This is a genomic window from Streptomyces sp. NPDC020801, assembly GCF_044334385.1.
Lineage (GTDB): Bacteria > Actinomycetota > Actinomycetes > Streptomycetales > Streptomycetaceae > Streptomyces.
Genome location: NZ_JBIRST010000006.1, coordinates 276,861 through 291,090, shown reverse-complemented (window position 1 = coordinate 291,090; position 14,230 = coordinate 276,861). Strand labels below are relative to the sequence as shown.

At 70.0% G+C, this 14,230-nt stretch carries 13 protein-coding genes; 7 read left to right on the top strand and 6 right to left on the bottom strand.

Features of this window, described 5'->3' with window-relative positions; genetic code table 11:
- The first annotated feature begins 88 nt into the window (after positions 1–88).
- On the top strand, positions 89–352 hold the full coding sequence (locus tag ACH4UM_RS15405) for an SHOCT domain-containing protein (RefSeq protein WP_398178308.1): 264 nt from the start codon (positions 89–91) through the stop codon (positions 350–352).
- A gap of 462 nt (positions 353–814) precedes the next feature.
- Here the strand turns inward: ACH4UM_RS15405 and ACH4UM_RS15400 are convergent, their stop codons facing one another.
- The 3 genes from ACH4UM_RS15400 to ACH4UM_RS15390 form a co-directional block, all read right to left on the bottom strand.
- Positions 815–1,561, bottom strand: a complete 747-nt coding sequence (locus tag ACH4UM_RS15400) for a response regulator transcription factor (RefSeq protein WP_398178662.1) — start codon at positions 1,559–1,561, stop codon at positions 815–817.
- A 189-nt stretch (positions 1,562–1,750) separates the two neighbouring features.
- A complete protein-coding gene (locus ACH4UM_RS15395; RefSeq protein ID WP_398178305.1) occupies positions 1,751–3,241 on the bottom strand; it encodes a sensor histidine kinase in 1,491 nt (496 codons plus the stop codon).
- Entirely contained in the window at positions 3,238–3,996 is a 759-nt protein-coding gene (locus ACH4UM_RS15390) for a response regulator transcription factor (RefSeq protein WP_398178303.1), read from the bottom strand. The genes ACH4UM_RS15395 and ACH4UM_RS15390 overlap by 4 nt, the downstream gene beginning before the upstream one ends.
- A gap of 498 nt (positions 3,997–4,494) precedes the next feature.
- Between ACH4UM_RS15390 and ACH4UM_RS15385 the strand changes: the two genes are divergently transcribed.
- The 6 genes from ACH4UM_RS15385 to ACH4UM_RS15360 all read left to right on the top strand — a co-directional run bounded on the left by ACH4UM_RS15385 (position 4,495) and on the right by ACH4UM_RS15360 (position 11,317).
- A complete protein-coding gene (locus tag ACH4UM_RS15385) occupies positions 4,495–6,081 on the top strand; it encodes an IucA/IucC family protein (RefSeq protein WP_398178300.1) in 1,587 nt (528 codons plus the stop codon).
- Positions 6,082–6,153: 72 nt separating this feature from the next.
- On the top strand, positions 6,154–7,848 hold the full coding sequence (locus ACH4UM_RS15380; protein ID WP_398178297.1) for an IucA/IucC family protein: 1,695 nt from the start codon (positions 6,154–6,156) through the stop codon (positions 7,846–7,848).
- A complete protein-coding gene (locus ACH4UM_RS15375) occupies positions 7,845–9,041 on the top strand; it encodes a type III PLP-dependent enzyme (RefSeq protein ID WP_398178294.1) in 1,197 nt (398 codons plus the stop codon). The genes ACH4UM_RS15380 and ACH4UM_RS15375 overlap by 4 nt, the downstream gene beginning before the upstream one ends.
- Positions 9,042–9,047: 6 nt before the next feature.
- The gene (locus ACH4UM_RS15370; RefSeq protein ID WP_398178291.1) at positions 9,048–10,484 is read left to right on the top strand and encodes an MFS transporter; all 1,437 of its coding nucleotides are present in this window, start codon (positions 9,048–9,050) and stop codon (positions 10,482–10,484) included.
- A gap of 38 nt (positions 10,485–10,522) precedes the next feature.
- Entirely contained in the window at positions 10,523–10,729 is a 207-nt protein-coding gene (locus tag ACH4UM_RS15365) for a hypothetical protein (protein ID WP_398178288.1), read from the top strand.
- 186 nt (positions 10,730–10,915) lie between these two features.
- The gene (locus tag ACH4UM_RS15360) at positions 10,916–11,317 is read left to right on the top strand and encodes a hypothetical protein (protein ID WP_398178285.1); all 402 of its coding nucleotides are present in this window, start codon (positions 10,916–10,918) and stop codon (positions 11,315–11,317) included.
- A 379-nt stretch (positions 11,318–11,696) separates the two neighbouring features.
- On the opposite strand, the gene ACH4UM_RS15355 is transcribed toward ACH4UM_RS15360, so the two are convergent.
- The 3 genes from ACH4UM_RS15355 to ACH4UM_RS15345 form a co-directional block, all read right to left on the bottom strand.
- Positions 11,697–12,257: a GNAT family N-acetyltransferase gene (locus ACH4UM_RS15355; RefSeq protein WP_189289568.1), complete on the bottom strand. Its 561-nt coding sequence runs from the start codon at positions 12,255–12,257 to the stop codon at positions 11,697–11,699.
- Positions 12,258–12,674: 417 nt separating this feature from the next.
- Positions 12,675–13,124 carry a cysteine dioxygenase gene (locus tag ACH4UM_RS15350; RefSeq protein WP_398178659.1) on the bottom strand — a complete coding sequence of 150 codons (450 nt, stop codon included), beginning with the start codon at positions 13,122–13,124 and terminating at the stop codon, positions 12,675–12,677.
- Positions 13,125–13,377: 253 nt separating this feature from the next.
- A complete protein-coding gene (locus ACH4UM_RS15345; protein WP_398178283.1) occupies positions 13,378–14,217 on the bottom strand; it encodes a thioesterase II family protein in 840 nt (279 codons plus the stop codon).
- Positions 14,218–14,230: the final 13 nt, after the last annotated feature.

The window sequence follows — 14,230 nt, the reverse complement described above, 5'->3', positions numbered from 1 at the left end:
GCCGCGGGACGATGCAGGTGGAGACGACAGACCCCGGGTGCCCATCCGCACCCGGCCACAAAATCGGAACCGAAGCAGGTGAGTGGCGATGATGTTCTGGTACGGCCACAACGTCGGTGGATGGGGCTGGTTGACGATGTCGATCGGCATGATCCTGTTCTGGGCCCTGATCATCACCGTCGCCGTGTTGCTCTTCCGCGCCCTCAACCGGCCGCAGGAGCACACCCACACCCCGGCCCCACCCTCGGCCGAGGACATCCTCCGGGAGCGGCTGGCCCGCGGGGAGATCGACGAGGACGACTACCGGCGCCGTCTGAACACACTGCGCGCCGGGCCACTCGGCAAACCTTGAACCCCACCGGCCGCACCACCTGCCGGACGCCGGCCGGCCCCCTGGCACCGGCGGCACGGACCGGCCCGACCCCAGCACCGCAGCACCCCAGCACCGCAGCACAACACAGAAAGGCCCCGTTCGTGACATACCTCACGCGCCGGGACCCTGTGCATGTCCTGACAGGACTGTGCGATGCGCTGTGCGATGCCTCACAACCGTCAGAGCATCGAGAAACGGGCCCCCGCCATGACTTCCGCCACCTGCAGAGACCCGTTCTTCGCTGTGCTGTGGGGAACCGACGGAATGCGCCGGTCAGGGGCTAAGCAGGACGCTCAGCGGACGCCATCCCGCGCTGTCCAAGATCGATTCCCACGCCGGAGCTGAGCGCGTCATCCGCCGGCTCCGCCACGTCCCGTCGACACATGGCGGCCCTGGCCTTTCCTGTGCCTGAGCCGACGCGCATGACCTCCGTGCCGCCGTTCACGCGTACGCGCTGTCACCGGGAACGGTCAGCCGGAAGCCGATGCCGCGGACGGTGGCGATCCAGGCCGGGTCGCCGAGCTTGCGGCGCAGCGCCGATACGTGCACGTCGAGGGTGCGGGTGGGGCCGAAGTAGTTCGGGTCCCACACCGTGTCGAGGATCTGCTGACGGGAGTGCACAGCGCCGGGATCGCTTGCCAGCTGGGCCAGGAGGTCGAACTCCTTCGGAGTGAGGGTGAGCGGGCGGCTGTCGATGGTGACGCCCCTGGTGCGCCGGTTGATGGTCAGCGGGCCGAGGCGCTGGACGCCACGCTCCTCGGGGAGTTGCGCATGCGGGGAGCCTTGAACGGGCACGCCGGTCATGGCGGTCCCGGTGTTCGGCGGGGCGTGCCTCTCGGGGTGGGTGCGGCGGGTGACGGCCCGGATCCGGGCCACCAACTCGCGTACGCCGAAGGGCTTGGAGAGATAGTCGTCCGCTCCGACTTCCAGGCCGACGACGCGGTCTGTCTCCTCGCTTCGCGCGGTGATCATGATGATGGGGACGGCGGACCGGGCGCGCAGGGCCCGGCAGACGTCGATGCCGTCCATGTCGGGCAGTCCGAGGTCCAGAAGCACAAGGTCGGCGGTGGAGGCCGACAGAGCGGAGGCCCCGGATCTCACGTGGTCGACGGCGAAGCCGTAGCGGTTCAGCCCTTCCGTGATGGGGCCGGCGATCCGGTCGTCGTCCTCGACGAGGAGGAGTCGCATCGTCTCCGGTGCGGGTTCGGCCGGGACGACCTGCTCGCCCCCTGCGGTGTACGAGGGATCGGTGTTCGTCGTCATGGGTGTATCCCTTGGAGTGCGGCGGACGGCACGACCCTACGGCTGAGAAGGGCAGCACGGGGGCAGAGGCCCTCCAGCACAGTGTTAGGAGATGGCCAATCTTCGGCCCAGCGCTCACTGTTGCCAGTCGGACACGGCAAGCGGGCGCTCGATGGGGACGGGTGGTACTCCGTCCTGTCTTGCCCGTATCACCGACCGTGGACGTCGCGGATGGCCTGTGCGGTGTGCGCCGGCGGTCCTGAGGCGGACGACGGCATCGAGCCCGCCGCCGGGTGCGGCCTGCAAGGTCACCTCGCCGCCCGAGGCGCGGGCGAGCTGCTTCACGATGGGCAGGCCGAGCCCGGTGCCTTCGTGGTCGGCGTCGTGCGCCCGCCAGAAGCGGTCGAAGGCGCGTCGCCGCTGTTCGTCGCTCATGCCCGGGCCCTGGTCGATCACGTGCAGTTCGACGGTTGCGGGCGCACCGTTCGCCCTGGCGGTGGCCAAGGTGATCGTGGTCTGGGGCGGCGAGACCCGCAGCGCGTTGGAGAGCAGGTTGTCGATGATCTGCTCCAGTGCGTCGGGGAGGGTCCACACCTGGCCGATCCTCGGCCCGGCCACGACGATGTCCACGTAGTGCTCACCGGCGAAGGCGGCCCACACGGCTGCGCGGTCGGCGATGACGGAGTCCAGGTCGGTGGCCTCCGGTGTGGTCGCCGCGTTCTCCAGCCGGGCCAGGGCGAGCAGTCCGTGCACCATGCGGCTGAGCCGTTCCACCTCGCCGACCGCCTCGTCGAGGCTGGGTTGTGCCTGTGGGTCGAGGTGGGGCTCGAAGTTCTCCAGTCGCAGCCGCAGCGCGGTCAGCGGGGTCTTCAGCTGGTGGGACGCCTCCGAGGCGAAGGCGTGCTGGGCCTTGAGCAGATGCTGCAGCCGGGTTGCGGTGCGGACGAAGCTGGCGGCCAGGCGCCGCAGCTCGGGGGGCCCGAGGTCGGTGGCGGGCAGGTCCTTCAGGGTGCCGTCGGCGAGCTGCGTCGTGGCCTGCTCCAGCGCCCGCACCGGGCGGGTGATCCAGCGGGCCAGCGCGAGAGCTATCAGCGCGACGGCCGCCAGCACCCCCATCCCCACGGCCGCCAGCGCCAGCCAGGCGTCATGGACCTTGGACGTCACCGCGGTGAGGGGAAAGGACGCCCGTACGACGCAACGGACCGTGCTGCCCGAGGCGCCCGGCACGGTGACGAGGAAGACGTCTTCGTCCAGAGCCGGATCCTGCCGGGTTGTGGACCTGGACCGGTTGGCCAGAGCGGTGGCGATGTCCGGCTGCGCGGACAGGTCCGTACCGGCGGCCACCACGTTGCGCGAGTCGGCGAGCAGTTTTCCCTTGTTGTCCACGACGATGACATGGCTGCCGGTGCGCCGGGCGAAGTTCGTCACCAGTTCGGGGACGTCGGAGGCGCCCCGCCGCTCGACCTTCTCCTCCAGCACCTCTGCGAGCATGCCCGCGGCCTGCTGGCCGTTGCCGGTGAAGCGGGACATCTCCCCGCGCGCGTAGACGTAGCCGAACGGCACTTCCAGGCACAGCAGCACCAGCAGGGTAAGGCTGAGATAGCTGAGCAGGAGGCGGCGGGTCACCGGTCACCTCCTCGGACGTTCTCTTCAGCCTGCCTGGCGGCTGCGACGTCCGCGGGTGGCGTGAGCCGGAATCCTACGCCGCGGATGTTGTCGATCCAGGCGGCATCACCGAGCTTGCGGCGCAGCGCGGCGACGTGGACGTCCAGGGTCTTGGTGGGGCCGAAGTAGTCCGGTTCCCACACGGCGTCCAGGATCTGCTGTCGCGTGCGGACGGCGCCGGGGTCGTCGGCGAGGTAGGCGAGCAGGTCGAACTCCTTGGGCGCGAGGCCGACGGGGGTCTGGTGCAGGTGGACCTGGCGGCCCCGACGGTCGATGGCCAGCGGGCCGATCTGCTGGGTGCGGGCCACTGGATCGGGTCGGTCGCCCGCAGAAGCGGGCATGGCCGAGACCGGATCGGCTGCAGCGGGTCCGGCACGCCGGAGGACGGCGCGGATCCGTGCGACGAGTTCCCGGATTCCGAACGGTTTGGACAGGTAGTCGTCGGCCCCCAGCTCCAGACCGAGAACCCGGTCGACCTCGTCGCTTCTCGCGCTGATCATGATGATGGGCACCTGGGAGCGCAGGCGGAGCGTCCGGCAGACATCGATGCCGTCCATGTCGGGCAGTCCCAGGTCCAGCAGCACCATCTCTGCTTCCGCTGCGGCAAGTCCGTCGGCGCCGGTACGGGCGTGCTCGACGGTGAACCCGAAACGGCTCAGGCCCTCCATCAGCGGGCCGGCGACCCGATCGTCGTCCTCGATCAGTAAGAGACGCATGCCGACAGATTCACAAGCAGGCGGTCCGTCGCGCCGAGAAACCCGCTGAATGTCGCGTGAATTACCTTCGGCGGACCTGAACAACCGTATTCCTTACTGTCTCCTGCCAGCCATTTGACCCTACGGGCCCCGCTGTAGCACAACGTCAGTGAAATGACAGCACTGTGCAAGCAGAGTGTTAAGAAAGTACAGCGCAGGCTTCGTCATCCAATAACCGCTTCCCGGGCAAGCAGCAGCCGGGCACAGCCACTCTGTTCGCCGAGGCGGGCGAGGCAGGACATACGGCCAGTTGTCCGCCGACACTTCCATTTTTCGGCACGATGGAGCGGACGGAATGCTGGATCGATTCTGATGCCGGCCTTCCTTTGCCCTGGCGATCAGTTAACTAACGATCCCGTAACGTTGTCGGCGGCTGATCGCGGACGGCGCTCGCATTCGCGCCTTCTTTTCGCCTCCGCAGCCTCCCCCTTGCTTTCCTATGCCACGGGACGGTGAAACATGCCGTACAGCAGCACGATCGACGAACTGCGCCGCGTGCGCCCCGGTCTGGTCGAACCCTTCATGGCCGCACTTCCCGGTGCGCGTGCCACGGTGCTCGGCCGGCTCTGGGGCGCAATCGCCCGCGAACCCCTCCCGGGTATCGCCGGCTGCGACCACGACGCCGGCACCCTCGTCGTCCGCCTCACGGGCGGTGGGCAGCTCGCAGGCCCTGCCGCCGCGGCCGAACGATTCGCCCCGGTCCCCGCCGACTTCACCGTGCAGGGACCCGACGGCCCGATCGCCGAGCCGGTCCGGCTCCTCGCCGCCCTCGGAGCCCGCACGGAGGCCGCGTCACGTCTGGGCGCCGAGCTCGGCAACAGCATCGCCAATCTGGCCCTGGCCCGCGCGGCGAACCACGAGCCGCGGGAGATACGGGACTCCGCCGACGCCGAACAGGCCGTGGTCGACGGCCACCCGCAGCACCCCTGCTGCCGTACCCGCACCGGACTGTCCGTCGCCGAGGTGCTCGCCTACGCACCCGAGCACCACCCCGTCATCGAGCTGGCGCTCGTCGCCGTACCGGCCGGCCGCTGGCAGGCCACCGGCGACTGGCCGCAAGAACTGCGCGACGGCGACACCGTCCTGATGCCGATCCACCCCTGGCAACGCGACCACGTACTCGCACATCAGCCCGAGCTGGCCGTGGTGGACCGTACGATCGCCGCCCGCCCGCTGCTGTCGATGCGGACCATGTCCCCCGTCGACGCCCTGCCCGGCTGCCACATCAAGACGGCACTGGACGTGCAGGTCACCAACTACCGGCGAACCATCTCCCCGGCCGAGGTGGCCGACGGAGCCCCGCTGTCCGAGCTGGTCACCGCAGTCGTCGACAAGTCCGGCCATGGCGAGAGCCTGCGCATCCTGCGCGAACTCGCCGGCGGCGCCATCCGCGTGGACGGCAGGCCGTCGGCGAGCCTGGCGGCGATGATCCGCGAGTCGAGCGAGCGGCACCTGGGACCGGAGGAGATCGCCGTCCCGCTCACCGCCGTCCATGCCACCGGGGCCCGCGTGGTGAGCGGCGACCCGGTCACCTGGCTGGCGGAGTTCGCCGGACTCGTCCTGCCGCCCGCGCTGACGCTGCTGTCCATGGGCGTGGCGCTGGAAGCCCACGGCCAGAACACGCTCGTCGCGCTGCGCGACGGACGCCCGGTGCGGGTGCTCTACCGGGACCTGGACGGCGTGCGCATCCACCCGGAACGGCTGGCACGCCACGGCTTCTCGCTCCCGCCTCTGTCCGGCACGCGGGCCGGGAACGACGAGACGGCGCTGCGCACCAAGCTGTTCGGCGGACTGCTCAGCGGCGTCTTCAGCGAGCTGGTCCACGTGTTGTCACGCACGCACGGAGCCGACCCCGAGCAGCTGTGGGCAGCGGTGGCCGCCGTCGGCCGCCGCGTCTACGCGGACCTTCCCGATGCGGGCTCAGACCGGGAGGTGTTCTTCGGCGACACGCTGCCGCTGAAGGCGACCATCGCGATGCGCCTGGCCGAAGCCTCCGGTATCGCCCAGTGGACTCCCGTCCCCAACCCCCTGGCCCGCAACCGCTGACAGCCCGCTTCCGACTGCCGGGCCCGGCCGGCCTGCCCGCACATCTCCTTGCACCGACTGGAGTCCTTCCGCATGACCGTCCCCAGCATCACCGGCGCCGCTCTCGCCACCACCGACAGTCCCTCCCGGGTCGCCGACGTCGTCACCGCCCACACCCTGCTCAACTGCCTGATCCGCGAGGTCTCCGCGCCCGAGCGCCAGGTCACCGTCGACCAGGACCACCTGCTGCTGTCGCTGCCCCGCCGCGACATCCTGCTCCGCGTCCCCCTGCGCCGCACCTCCCTGATCGGCGCGCACCGCTTCGACGGCCCGCTCAAGCGCTACGACGGCGGGGACTGGTCCGCGATCGGGTGGCGAGAGCTCGCCGGATACATCCAGGAGGAGCTGGAACTGCGTACCGGCGTGTCCAACGACGAGTTCCTGGCCCAGGTCGCCGACAGCCGTAACACCATCCACACCGTCCTGGAGCAGCGCGCCACGGCGGCTCTGCCGCAGGACCCGTACCTGGAGTCCGAGCAGTCCCTGGTCTTCGGGCACCGCTTCCACCCCTCGCCCAAGTCGCGCACCGGCGACCCCGAGGACTGGCTGGACTACGGTCCGGAGACAGGCACCCGCTTCCCGTTGCGCTACCTCGCCGTCCACCGGCGTCTGGTGCGCGAGGAAGGTGACCTGAGCAGGCTCGACGCACTTCATCCGTTCGGACGCGGGGACTACGTGACCCTGCCGGTGCACCCGTGGCAGTACCGGATGCTCGGCGACCACCCGGCTCTGCGCGAGGCCCTGGCCGCCGGCTCGATCGTCGACACGGGCGTCGTGGGCCCGGACTTCGTCCCCACCGCTTCGGTGCGGACCCTGTACCAGCCGGACGCCGACACGTTCCTGAAGTTCAGCCTCAACGTCCGGCTGACCAACTGTGTCCGCAAGAACGCCGCCTACGAGCTGTCGGGTGCCGTGGCTCTCAACCGGCTCCTGGGCCCCGTCTTCGCCGACATCGGCCGCGCCCATGCCGGAAGTTCATTGCTCGCCGAACCGGGCTACCGCACCGTCGCCCTCGGCGACGGCCTCTCCCTCGTGGAGGGCTTCGGCGTCATCGTCCGCACCGGCCTGCGTGAACACCTGCGTCCGGGCGTGACCCCGCTGCTGGCCGCCGCGATCGCCGACGAGCACCCCACCAGCCCGGCCCACGTCTCCCGCCTCCTGGCCCGCGGCGACGGCGACGCACTCGCCTGGTGGGACGCCTACCTCGGCCTGCTGCTGCCGCCCGTCCTGACCGCCTACTTCGAGCACGGCATCGTCCTCGAACCCCACCTCCAGAACGTCGTCGCCGGAGTGTGCGGCGACGGCACCCCCGCCCAGGTGATCTTCCGCGACCTGGAGGGAACCAAGCTCGTCCCGGAACACCACCGCACGTTCCTCGCCGGCCTGCCCGAGGACGTGCGCACCCCGATGACGTACGACGCCGAGCGCGGCTGGAACCGGGTGGCCTACTGCCTCCTGGTCAACCACACCGCCGAAGTCCTCGCCGCCCTCGCCGACACCGACCCCGCCCTGGAACCCGCTCTGTGGGGCCTGGTCCGCGACCACCTCGACGCCTACTCCCGCAGCGCGGGCGAGCCGCCGCGGCTGCGCGCCCTGCTCTCCGGCGTACCGCTGCCCGCCAAGGCCAACCTGCTGCTGCGCTGGTCCCGGCAGGCCGACCGGCACGCCGGCTACGTCCCGCTGCCCAGCCCACTGGGCGAGGGCTTCCCCCGAGAGGTGACCCGGTGAGGCAGCAACTTCTCCAGTACGTCACCGAGCTGGCCGCGGAAGACCTCCCCGCCTACGTCTACGACCTGCAGGACCTGCGCGAGCACGCGGCGGCCGTCCGTGCCGCCCTGCCCGAACGCGTCCAGCTCTTCTACGCCGCCAAAGCCAACTCCGACCCCCGGCTCCTGGACGTTCTGCGCGACCACGTCGACGGCTTCGAGGTCGCCTCCGGCGGCGAACTCGATCACATCCGGACCACCTGCCCCGGCACGCCGATCGCCTTCGGCGGCCCCGGCAAGACACCCGCCGAACTCGAACAGGCCCTGCAATCGGGAGTGGACCGCCTGCACATCGAGAGCGAACAAGAGCTCCACCTGCTCACCGGCATGCTCGGTAAGCGCACCGTGGACGTCCTGCTCCGGGTCAACCTCCCGATCGATCTCGGCCCGGTGGCCCTCGCCATGGGCGGCCGGCCGAGCCCCTTCGGCCTGGACCCCGGCCACCTCGACCGCTGCCTCGCCCTCATCGCCGACGACCCCCGCATCCGGCTGCGCGGCATCCACGTCCACCTGGCCAGCGGCCTCGATGCCGCCACCCATCTCGACCTCGCCCGCCGGGTCCTGACCTGGGCGAGGGACTGGGCGGACCACAACGGCGTGAAGCTGACCGAGGTCAACCTCGGCGGTGGCATGGAGGTCGACTACACCCGCCCCGACCTGCGCTTCGACTGGACGGCCTTCGGCACCGGCCTGCGCCGCCTGCTGGAGGGCCACCCGGACCTGACCCTGCGCATCGAACCGGGCCGCTCGGTCACCGTGTACTGCGGCTGGTACGTCACCAAGGTCCTCGACATCAAACGCAGCCACGGCCATGCCTTCGCCGTCCTGCGCGGCGGCACCCATCACCTGCGCACACCGGCCACCAAACAGCACGACCAGCCCTTCACCGTCATCCCCGACGACACCTGGGAGCGGCCCTGGGAGCGCCCCCGGGCCGAGGACGAACCCGTCACGCTGGTCGGCCAGCTGTGCACGCCCAAGGACGTCCTGGCCGGCGGAGTGCAGGCAGGACGTCTGCGCGTCGGCGACAGGATCGCCTTCGCCCTGGCCGGGGCGTACGCCTGGAACATCTCCCACCACGAGTTCCTGATGCACCCCGCGCCGCAGTTCCACCACCTCGACCACGCCTCTGTCCCCGCCGGCTCCCACCCGTAGAAGGTCATGAGCAAGCACCGCCGTGTCCGCAGCAGCGACAGGACGCAGGCCCTCCGCGCCCGACTTGCCACCCTCGACGTGGGCGGCCGGCACCGCAGGGTCCGCAGTGGCGGAAAGCGACGGGCCCCGAGCGAAGCACTCGCCACGCTCGGGGCCCGCAACTTCCGCCGCTACCTGATCGGGCAGCTCGTCTCCAACATCGGCACTTGGATGCAGCGCGCCGCCCAGGACCTGCTGGTCCTCCAGCTCACCAACAACAGCGGCAGCGCCGTCGGCATACTCACCGCCCTGCAGTTCCTGCCGCAGACCCTCTTCGGTCTCTCCGGGGGCGTCTTCGCCGACCGCTTCGCCAAACGCCGCCTGCTGATCGTCACCCAGTCCGCCATGGGGGTGCAGTCGCTGGTTCTGGGCGTCCTGACGGTCGCCGGCGCGGTGAACCTGTGGGCCGTGTACGTGCTGGCCTTTCTGCTGGGCACGGCCACCGCGCTGGACAGCCCGGCCCGCAACGCCTTCGTCTCCGAGCTCGTCGGCAAGGAACGCCTGGCCAACGCCGTCAGCCTGAACTCCGCGCAGTTCAACGTCGCCCGCGCGATCGGGCCGGCCGTGGCGGGCCTGGCGGTCGCCGCCGCGGGCACCGGACCCGTCTTCCTGGTCAACGCGGCCTCCTACCTCGCCGTCCTCTACGGGCTGATCGCCATCCGCGGCGACGAACTCCACGCGCCCGAGGAGAAGAACCGCGGGAACACCCGTCTGTCGGACGCCTTCCGAGCCATCCGCGCCAGCCCCGACCTGCTGCTGCCGATCGCGGTCATCGCCTTCGTCGGCACCTTCGGCTTCAACTTCCAGGTCACCATCTCCCTGATCGCCATAACCGTCTTCAACTCGGGATCCGCCGCTTTCGGATACCTGTCCGCCGCCTACGCCATCGGCAGCCTCGTCGGTGCGCTCAGGGGAGCCGGCAAGCGAAAACCCCCCACCGGCCGCCGCCTGGTCACCGCCACGGTCGTCTTCGGAGCCCTGGAGGCCCTGTCCGGCCTCATGCCCGGCTACGCCGCCTTCCTGCTCGTACTCGTGCCCACCGGGCTCGCCTCAGTGACCGTGATGACCACGGCCAACGCCATGACCCAGCTGAACGCCGACCCGGGCATGCGCGGCCGCATCGTCTCCGTCTACCTCCTCGTCCTGCTCGGCGGCACCCCGGTCGGCGCCCCTCTGGTCGGTCTGGTCTCCGACACCCTCGGCGCCCGCTTCAGCCTCATCCTCGGCGGCGCGATCTCCGCCATGGCCGCCATCGGCCTGTCGGCCGTGATCACCGCACGCTCCCGCACCACCCGGGAGAGCGCCCCGCTCACCGCGGTCGCATCACCGCCCCCCATATCCATCGACGGCCACTTCCACCGCGAAACGACACCGCAGCCCGCCTCACGCCGACCAGCGGCGTGACGCACGGCAGGCGGACAAGGTCAGCGATCGGTGCTCTGATGGGCGAGCTGCAGCAGGCGGTGGACATCATGTGCCGCATCGGCGCAGCACAGGAGGGCCGCGGCCACAAGAAGCGCGGTGAGCGTCGGGATCAGGGGCTGGGCGCGGGCGCCGCGGCGGGTCGGTTCGAGCAGGGCGGCGACCCTGTGGGGAATGGGGCCTGCCGCAGCCGAGGAACCGGTGAGGTGCAACGCGATTGGCTGTAAGACCCTCATGGCGCTCGGGCTCGGCGTCGGCCTCGATTCACCGGAGGTCATCCCGCTGCGCGTCCATGACGCCCGCAGAGCCTCCGGCGGTGAAGGACCCGTCGTCGTGGCCACTCGCGGACCCCGGAAGCGGGAGATCCTCTGCCGCCGCCCCTGGGAAGGGACGCCGACGGCTACCAGCGGATGATGTGCCCCGCCGAGGCGGGCAAGGCCCAGTGCCCCATCAAGCCCCACACCATGGGCCACGGCATCCACCTCCCCCTGGTCGACCCGGAGCCCAGCCGCGTCGGCCCGCTCAAGGTCTGCCGCCGGCGCACCATCACCATCAGCCCAGAGACCGGCGCCAAGCACTGGCAGGCCCTGGAGCACGGCGGCCCCGAATGGCAGAAGGTCCGGAAGATCAAAAAGTGGCTGGACACCCTGTCCCTCGGTGGCGAGCGACCACGACGGCGCACCCACCACCGCCGCAGGACGAAAGAACCGGAAACCTGGACCCCGACCGGGCACCTCGCACCCGCCGCCCAGCCCGACAGGCCCCGGGTAACAACTCGACATCACCCGTATCAAAACGCTTGGACCCGCCCGTGACATGGCTCACGGGCGGGGCCAAGTACGTCGACCACCAGGCTGTGCGATCCCTCACAAACCCGGACACGACGAGAAACGGGCCCCTGCAGTGACTTCCGTCACCTGCAGAGACCAGTGGGGCACCGACGGAACTCGCTGGTCAGGGGCTACATCGGGGCTTCTGAAGATCGTTTCCCACGCTGTACCCCTGTTTTTCCCGCATGCCTGGTGAGCTGCGCACTGGGGGAGGCTCACGCCAGGAGTCCACGGCCCTCACCACTCTCGCTGTGGATCGTGCGGGGCCACACCATTGTGGAGAAGTCCGCTGCCAGCACGGTGCTCAGGGCCTCCACCTCACCCTCCCGAACAAGACCGGACGCCCCTCGTCAGCGGCGGATAGTCACCCTGAACAGCTTGACGATGTTGGCCGCAGGCCCCACGTCTGCAGGGCATAGGGCCGTCCCTTCTCCTCCCCCTCGATCAGCGGCACGTCAAGCAGGCTGAAGCCCGCCTTGGTGGCCACGGCGACGCTGGCAGCGTTTTCGGCCTCCAGCTCCAAGATCACTTGTTCCACGCCCAGTTGCTCGAAGGCATATGCGGCCATCACCCGCACCGCCCGCGCGGCCAGCCCCTGGCCGCGGTACGCCGGGCCGACCGCGTAGCCAATCTCTGTGCCCTCTGGAGCGCGCCGCAGCATCACCTCGCCGAGCGGCACGCAGCCGTCAACGGTGATGGCGAGCAGGATGGTCGAACCCTCCGCCCGCATCTGTCGGTCCCGGTCCAGCCGTGCGCGAGCGGCCGCTTCGTCGAAAGGTGAGACCATCGGCGTCCAGTACGCGATGTCGGGATGATCGAACAAATCCGGCATCGCGGCCAGGTCTGCTTCCGTCCAGTCACGCAGGACGAGCCCTTCCCCTGTGAGCTCGATCCGATCGGGAAACGGTAACGTGCTGCTGCTCATGGTGCGGAACCTCCCTGGCTTGTAGGACGAGGCAGCATAACGGTGCAGTCATCGGCTCACCGGATTTTCTGGTGGGCTCTCACACCTGAGCGCCCACCACGCTATGACGCTCCTGTGGGCCGTGCTCGCGTCAACCTGACTGGGCGCGGCTCGCAGCGGCGACGACCCTGCGGAGGCCCCAAGGCACCCTTTACGGGGTGTCCGGCACTCACCGCGCACCCCGCACTGCCGTTGCTCCTGCGAGTCCGGCCGCGCAGGCAGTTGCCGCCGCCGAGCGAGACAGCGTCGTATCTTGCTACCGGTAGCCCGAAGAGGCTAATTGGTCCCCGGCGGTGCCGAACGCCGTAATGTCTGCCTCCGGCACGGCCCGGTTCAGACCGCGCAATAGTCAGACACGGCCGCAGGTTCGACAGCGCGTCAGGCATTCACCGGGCGCGGATCGGTGTGCGCCGCACATCTGCCGGAAGTGTGCATGGGCATCTCGGTGAGGCCTGGGTAGTAGACATGCAGACTCGCCGCAGGCTCCAGCGTGTCGTTCACTACCTCGTGCACATACCCTGGCGCGAACACCCGCTGTGCTCCCTCCGACAACGCGCGCATGCCGCGTCCCGTCCGCTCGGTCAGTGTGCCGACCAGAACGGTCAGCACACCGGAAGAACGACCGTGGTCGTGCAGCCCGCTGCCCTGCCCCGGCACCCAAGACAGCAACCATGCCTCGTAGCCCGGGCCGGTTCGCAGCAGGTGGTTCCAGCGCGTGGTCGCGTCGTACGCCACGAGGTGCTCCCACTGCGAGCGGTCGGCCGCGATGGAGCAGGCCAGGCCGGCGAACTCGGCGACAGTGACCGGATGCTCCCGTGGAGGCTGCATGAGGTGCGGGACCTCGAGGATGTCGCCGGCGATCTGGAGGTCGCTGTCGCTCACGCACCAACCGCCTGGATCGCCGACAGCCGGACCGCAGTGGGTTTGGCGGCTGTCACAGACTCCGGGGCCCAGGCCTCGGCCGGGAGGCCCGCGGTGACGGCGGCAGTGTGGGCGAGGACTGTGAACAGATCATCGTCAAAGGACATGAGGTGGGCACAGCACCGGGCAAGCATCAGGCTGGAGGCTTCCATCGTGTTCATTACTGTTCCTTTCGTTCGGGTCGGTCAATCGGGTTGATCGCACGTCTCGCGATCTGTGACGGTCGACCGGCTGCGGCGGTCAGCGCAGCGCGGACCGTGTCCAGAAGCGCGGTCCGCGCGCTGTGCAGGAAGAAATGGTCGCCGGGCAGGACGTGTTGGGTGAAGCCGCCCGTCGTCTGCTCGTGCCAGGGGGCCACCTGGTCGGGCGGCACCTCCCGGTCCTCCGTCCCGGCGAAGACGACGACGGGGCACCCGAGCGGCGGCTCGGGCCGATGCGTGTACGTCTCGACGACCGAGAAGTCCGCGCGGATCGTCGGCATAAGCAGTTCGAGGAGCTCCGGTTCGGCGTACGCGTCCTCCGGTACGGCGCCCAGGTCGCGCAGCCTGGACACCACGACGTCATCCGGCTGGTCGTGAATCAGCGGCAGCCGACGCGGGAGTTGGGGTGCGGGGCCGCCGGAGACGAAGAGGACGCGCGGCTCGTCGGCGCCGCGCCTGCGCAGCGCCCGTGCCAGTTCGAACGCCAGAAGGGTGCCCATACTGTGCCCGAAGAGTGCGTAGGGGACGTCGAGTTCGCCTTCCAGCGCGGTGGCGAGCGCCTCGACGAGCGGTTCGGCCCGTTCGAAGGCGTTCTCGCTCCAGCGGGTCAGCCGGCCCGGCAGTTCGACGGGGCAGACTTCGATGTCGTCAGGGAGGAGGGCGTGCCAGGCGGCATAGGCCGAGGCACCGCCTCCGGCGTACGGGAGGCAGAAGAGACGGACGGCCGGTGCGGCCGGGCGCCGCGCGCCCACGATCCAGCCGTGGGCACGCGTCGCGCGGATGGTTGCGGTTCGGTTCACGTTGAGGTCTCCG

What these genes read in the sequence shown, in the direction of transcription:
- ACH4UM_RS15405 (WP_398178308.1), top strand. Translation starts at nt 89, where the DNA reads ATGATGTTCTGGTACGGCCACAACGTCGGTGGATGGGGCTGGTTGACG.
- ACH4UM_RS15400 (WP_398178662.1), bottom strand. Translation starts at nt 1,561, where the DNA reads ATGCGACTCCTCCTCGTCGAGGACGACGACCGGATCGCCGGCCCCATC.
- ACH4UM_RS15390 (WP_398178303.1), bottom strand. Translation starts at nt 3,996, where the DNA reads ATGCGTCTCTTACTGATCGAGGACGACGATCGGGTCGCCGGCCCGCTG.
- ACH4UM_RS15385 (WP_398178300.1), top strand. Translation starts at nt 4,495, where the DNA reads ATGCCGTACAGCAGCACGATCGACGAACTGCGCCGCGTGCGCCCCGGT.
- ACH4UM_RS15380 (WP_398178297.1), top strand. Translation starts at nt 6,154, where the DNA reads ATGACCGTCCCCAGCATCACCGGCGCCGCTCTCGCCACCACCGACAGT.
- ACH4UM_RS15370 (WP_398178291.1), top strand. Translation starts at nt 9,048, where the DNA reads ATGAGCAAGCACCGCCGTGTCCGCAGCAGCGACAGGACGCAGGCCCTC.
- ACH4UM_RS15365 (WP_398178288.1), top strand. Translation starts at nt 10,523, where the DNA reads ATGGGCGAGCTGCAGCAGGCGGTGGACATCATGTGCCGCATCGGCGCA.
- ACH4UM_RS15360 (WP_398178285.1), top strand. Translation starts at nt 10,916, where the DNA reads ATGTGCCCCGCCGAGGCGGGCAAGGCCCAGTGCCCCATCAAGCCCCAC.
- ACH4UM_RS15355 (WP_189289568.1), bottom strand. Translation starts at nt 12,257, where the DNA reads ATGAGCAGCAGCACGTTACCGTTTCCCGATCGGATCGAGCTCACAGGG.
- ACH4UM_RS15350 (WP_398178659.1), bottom strand. Translation starts at nt 13,124, where the DNA reads ATGCAGCCTCCACGGGAGCATCCGGTCACTGTCGCCGAGTTCGCCGGC.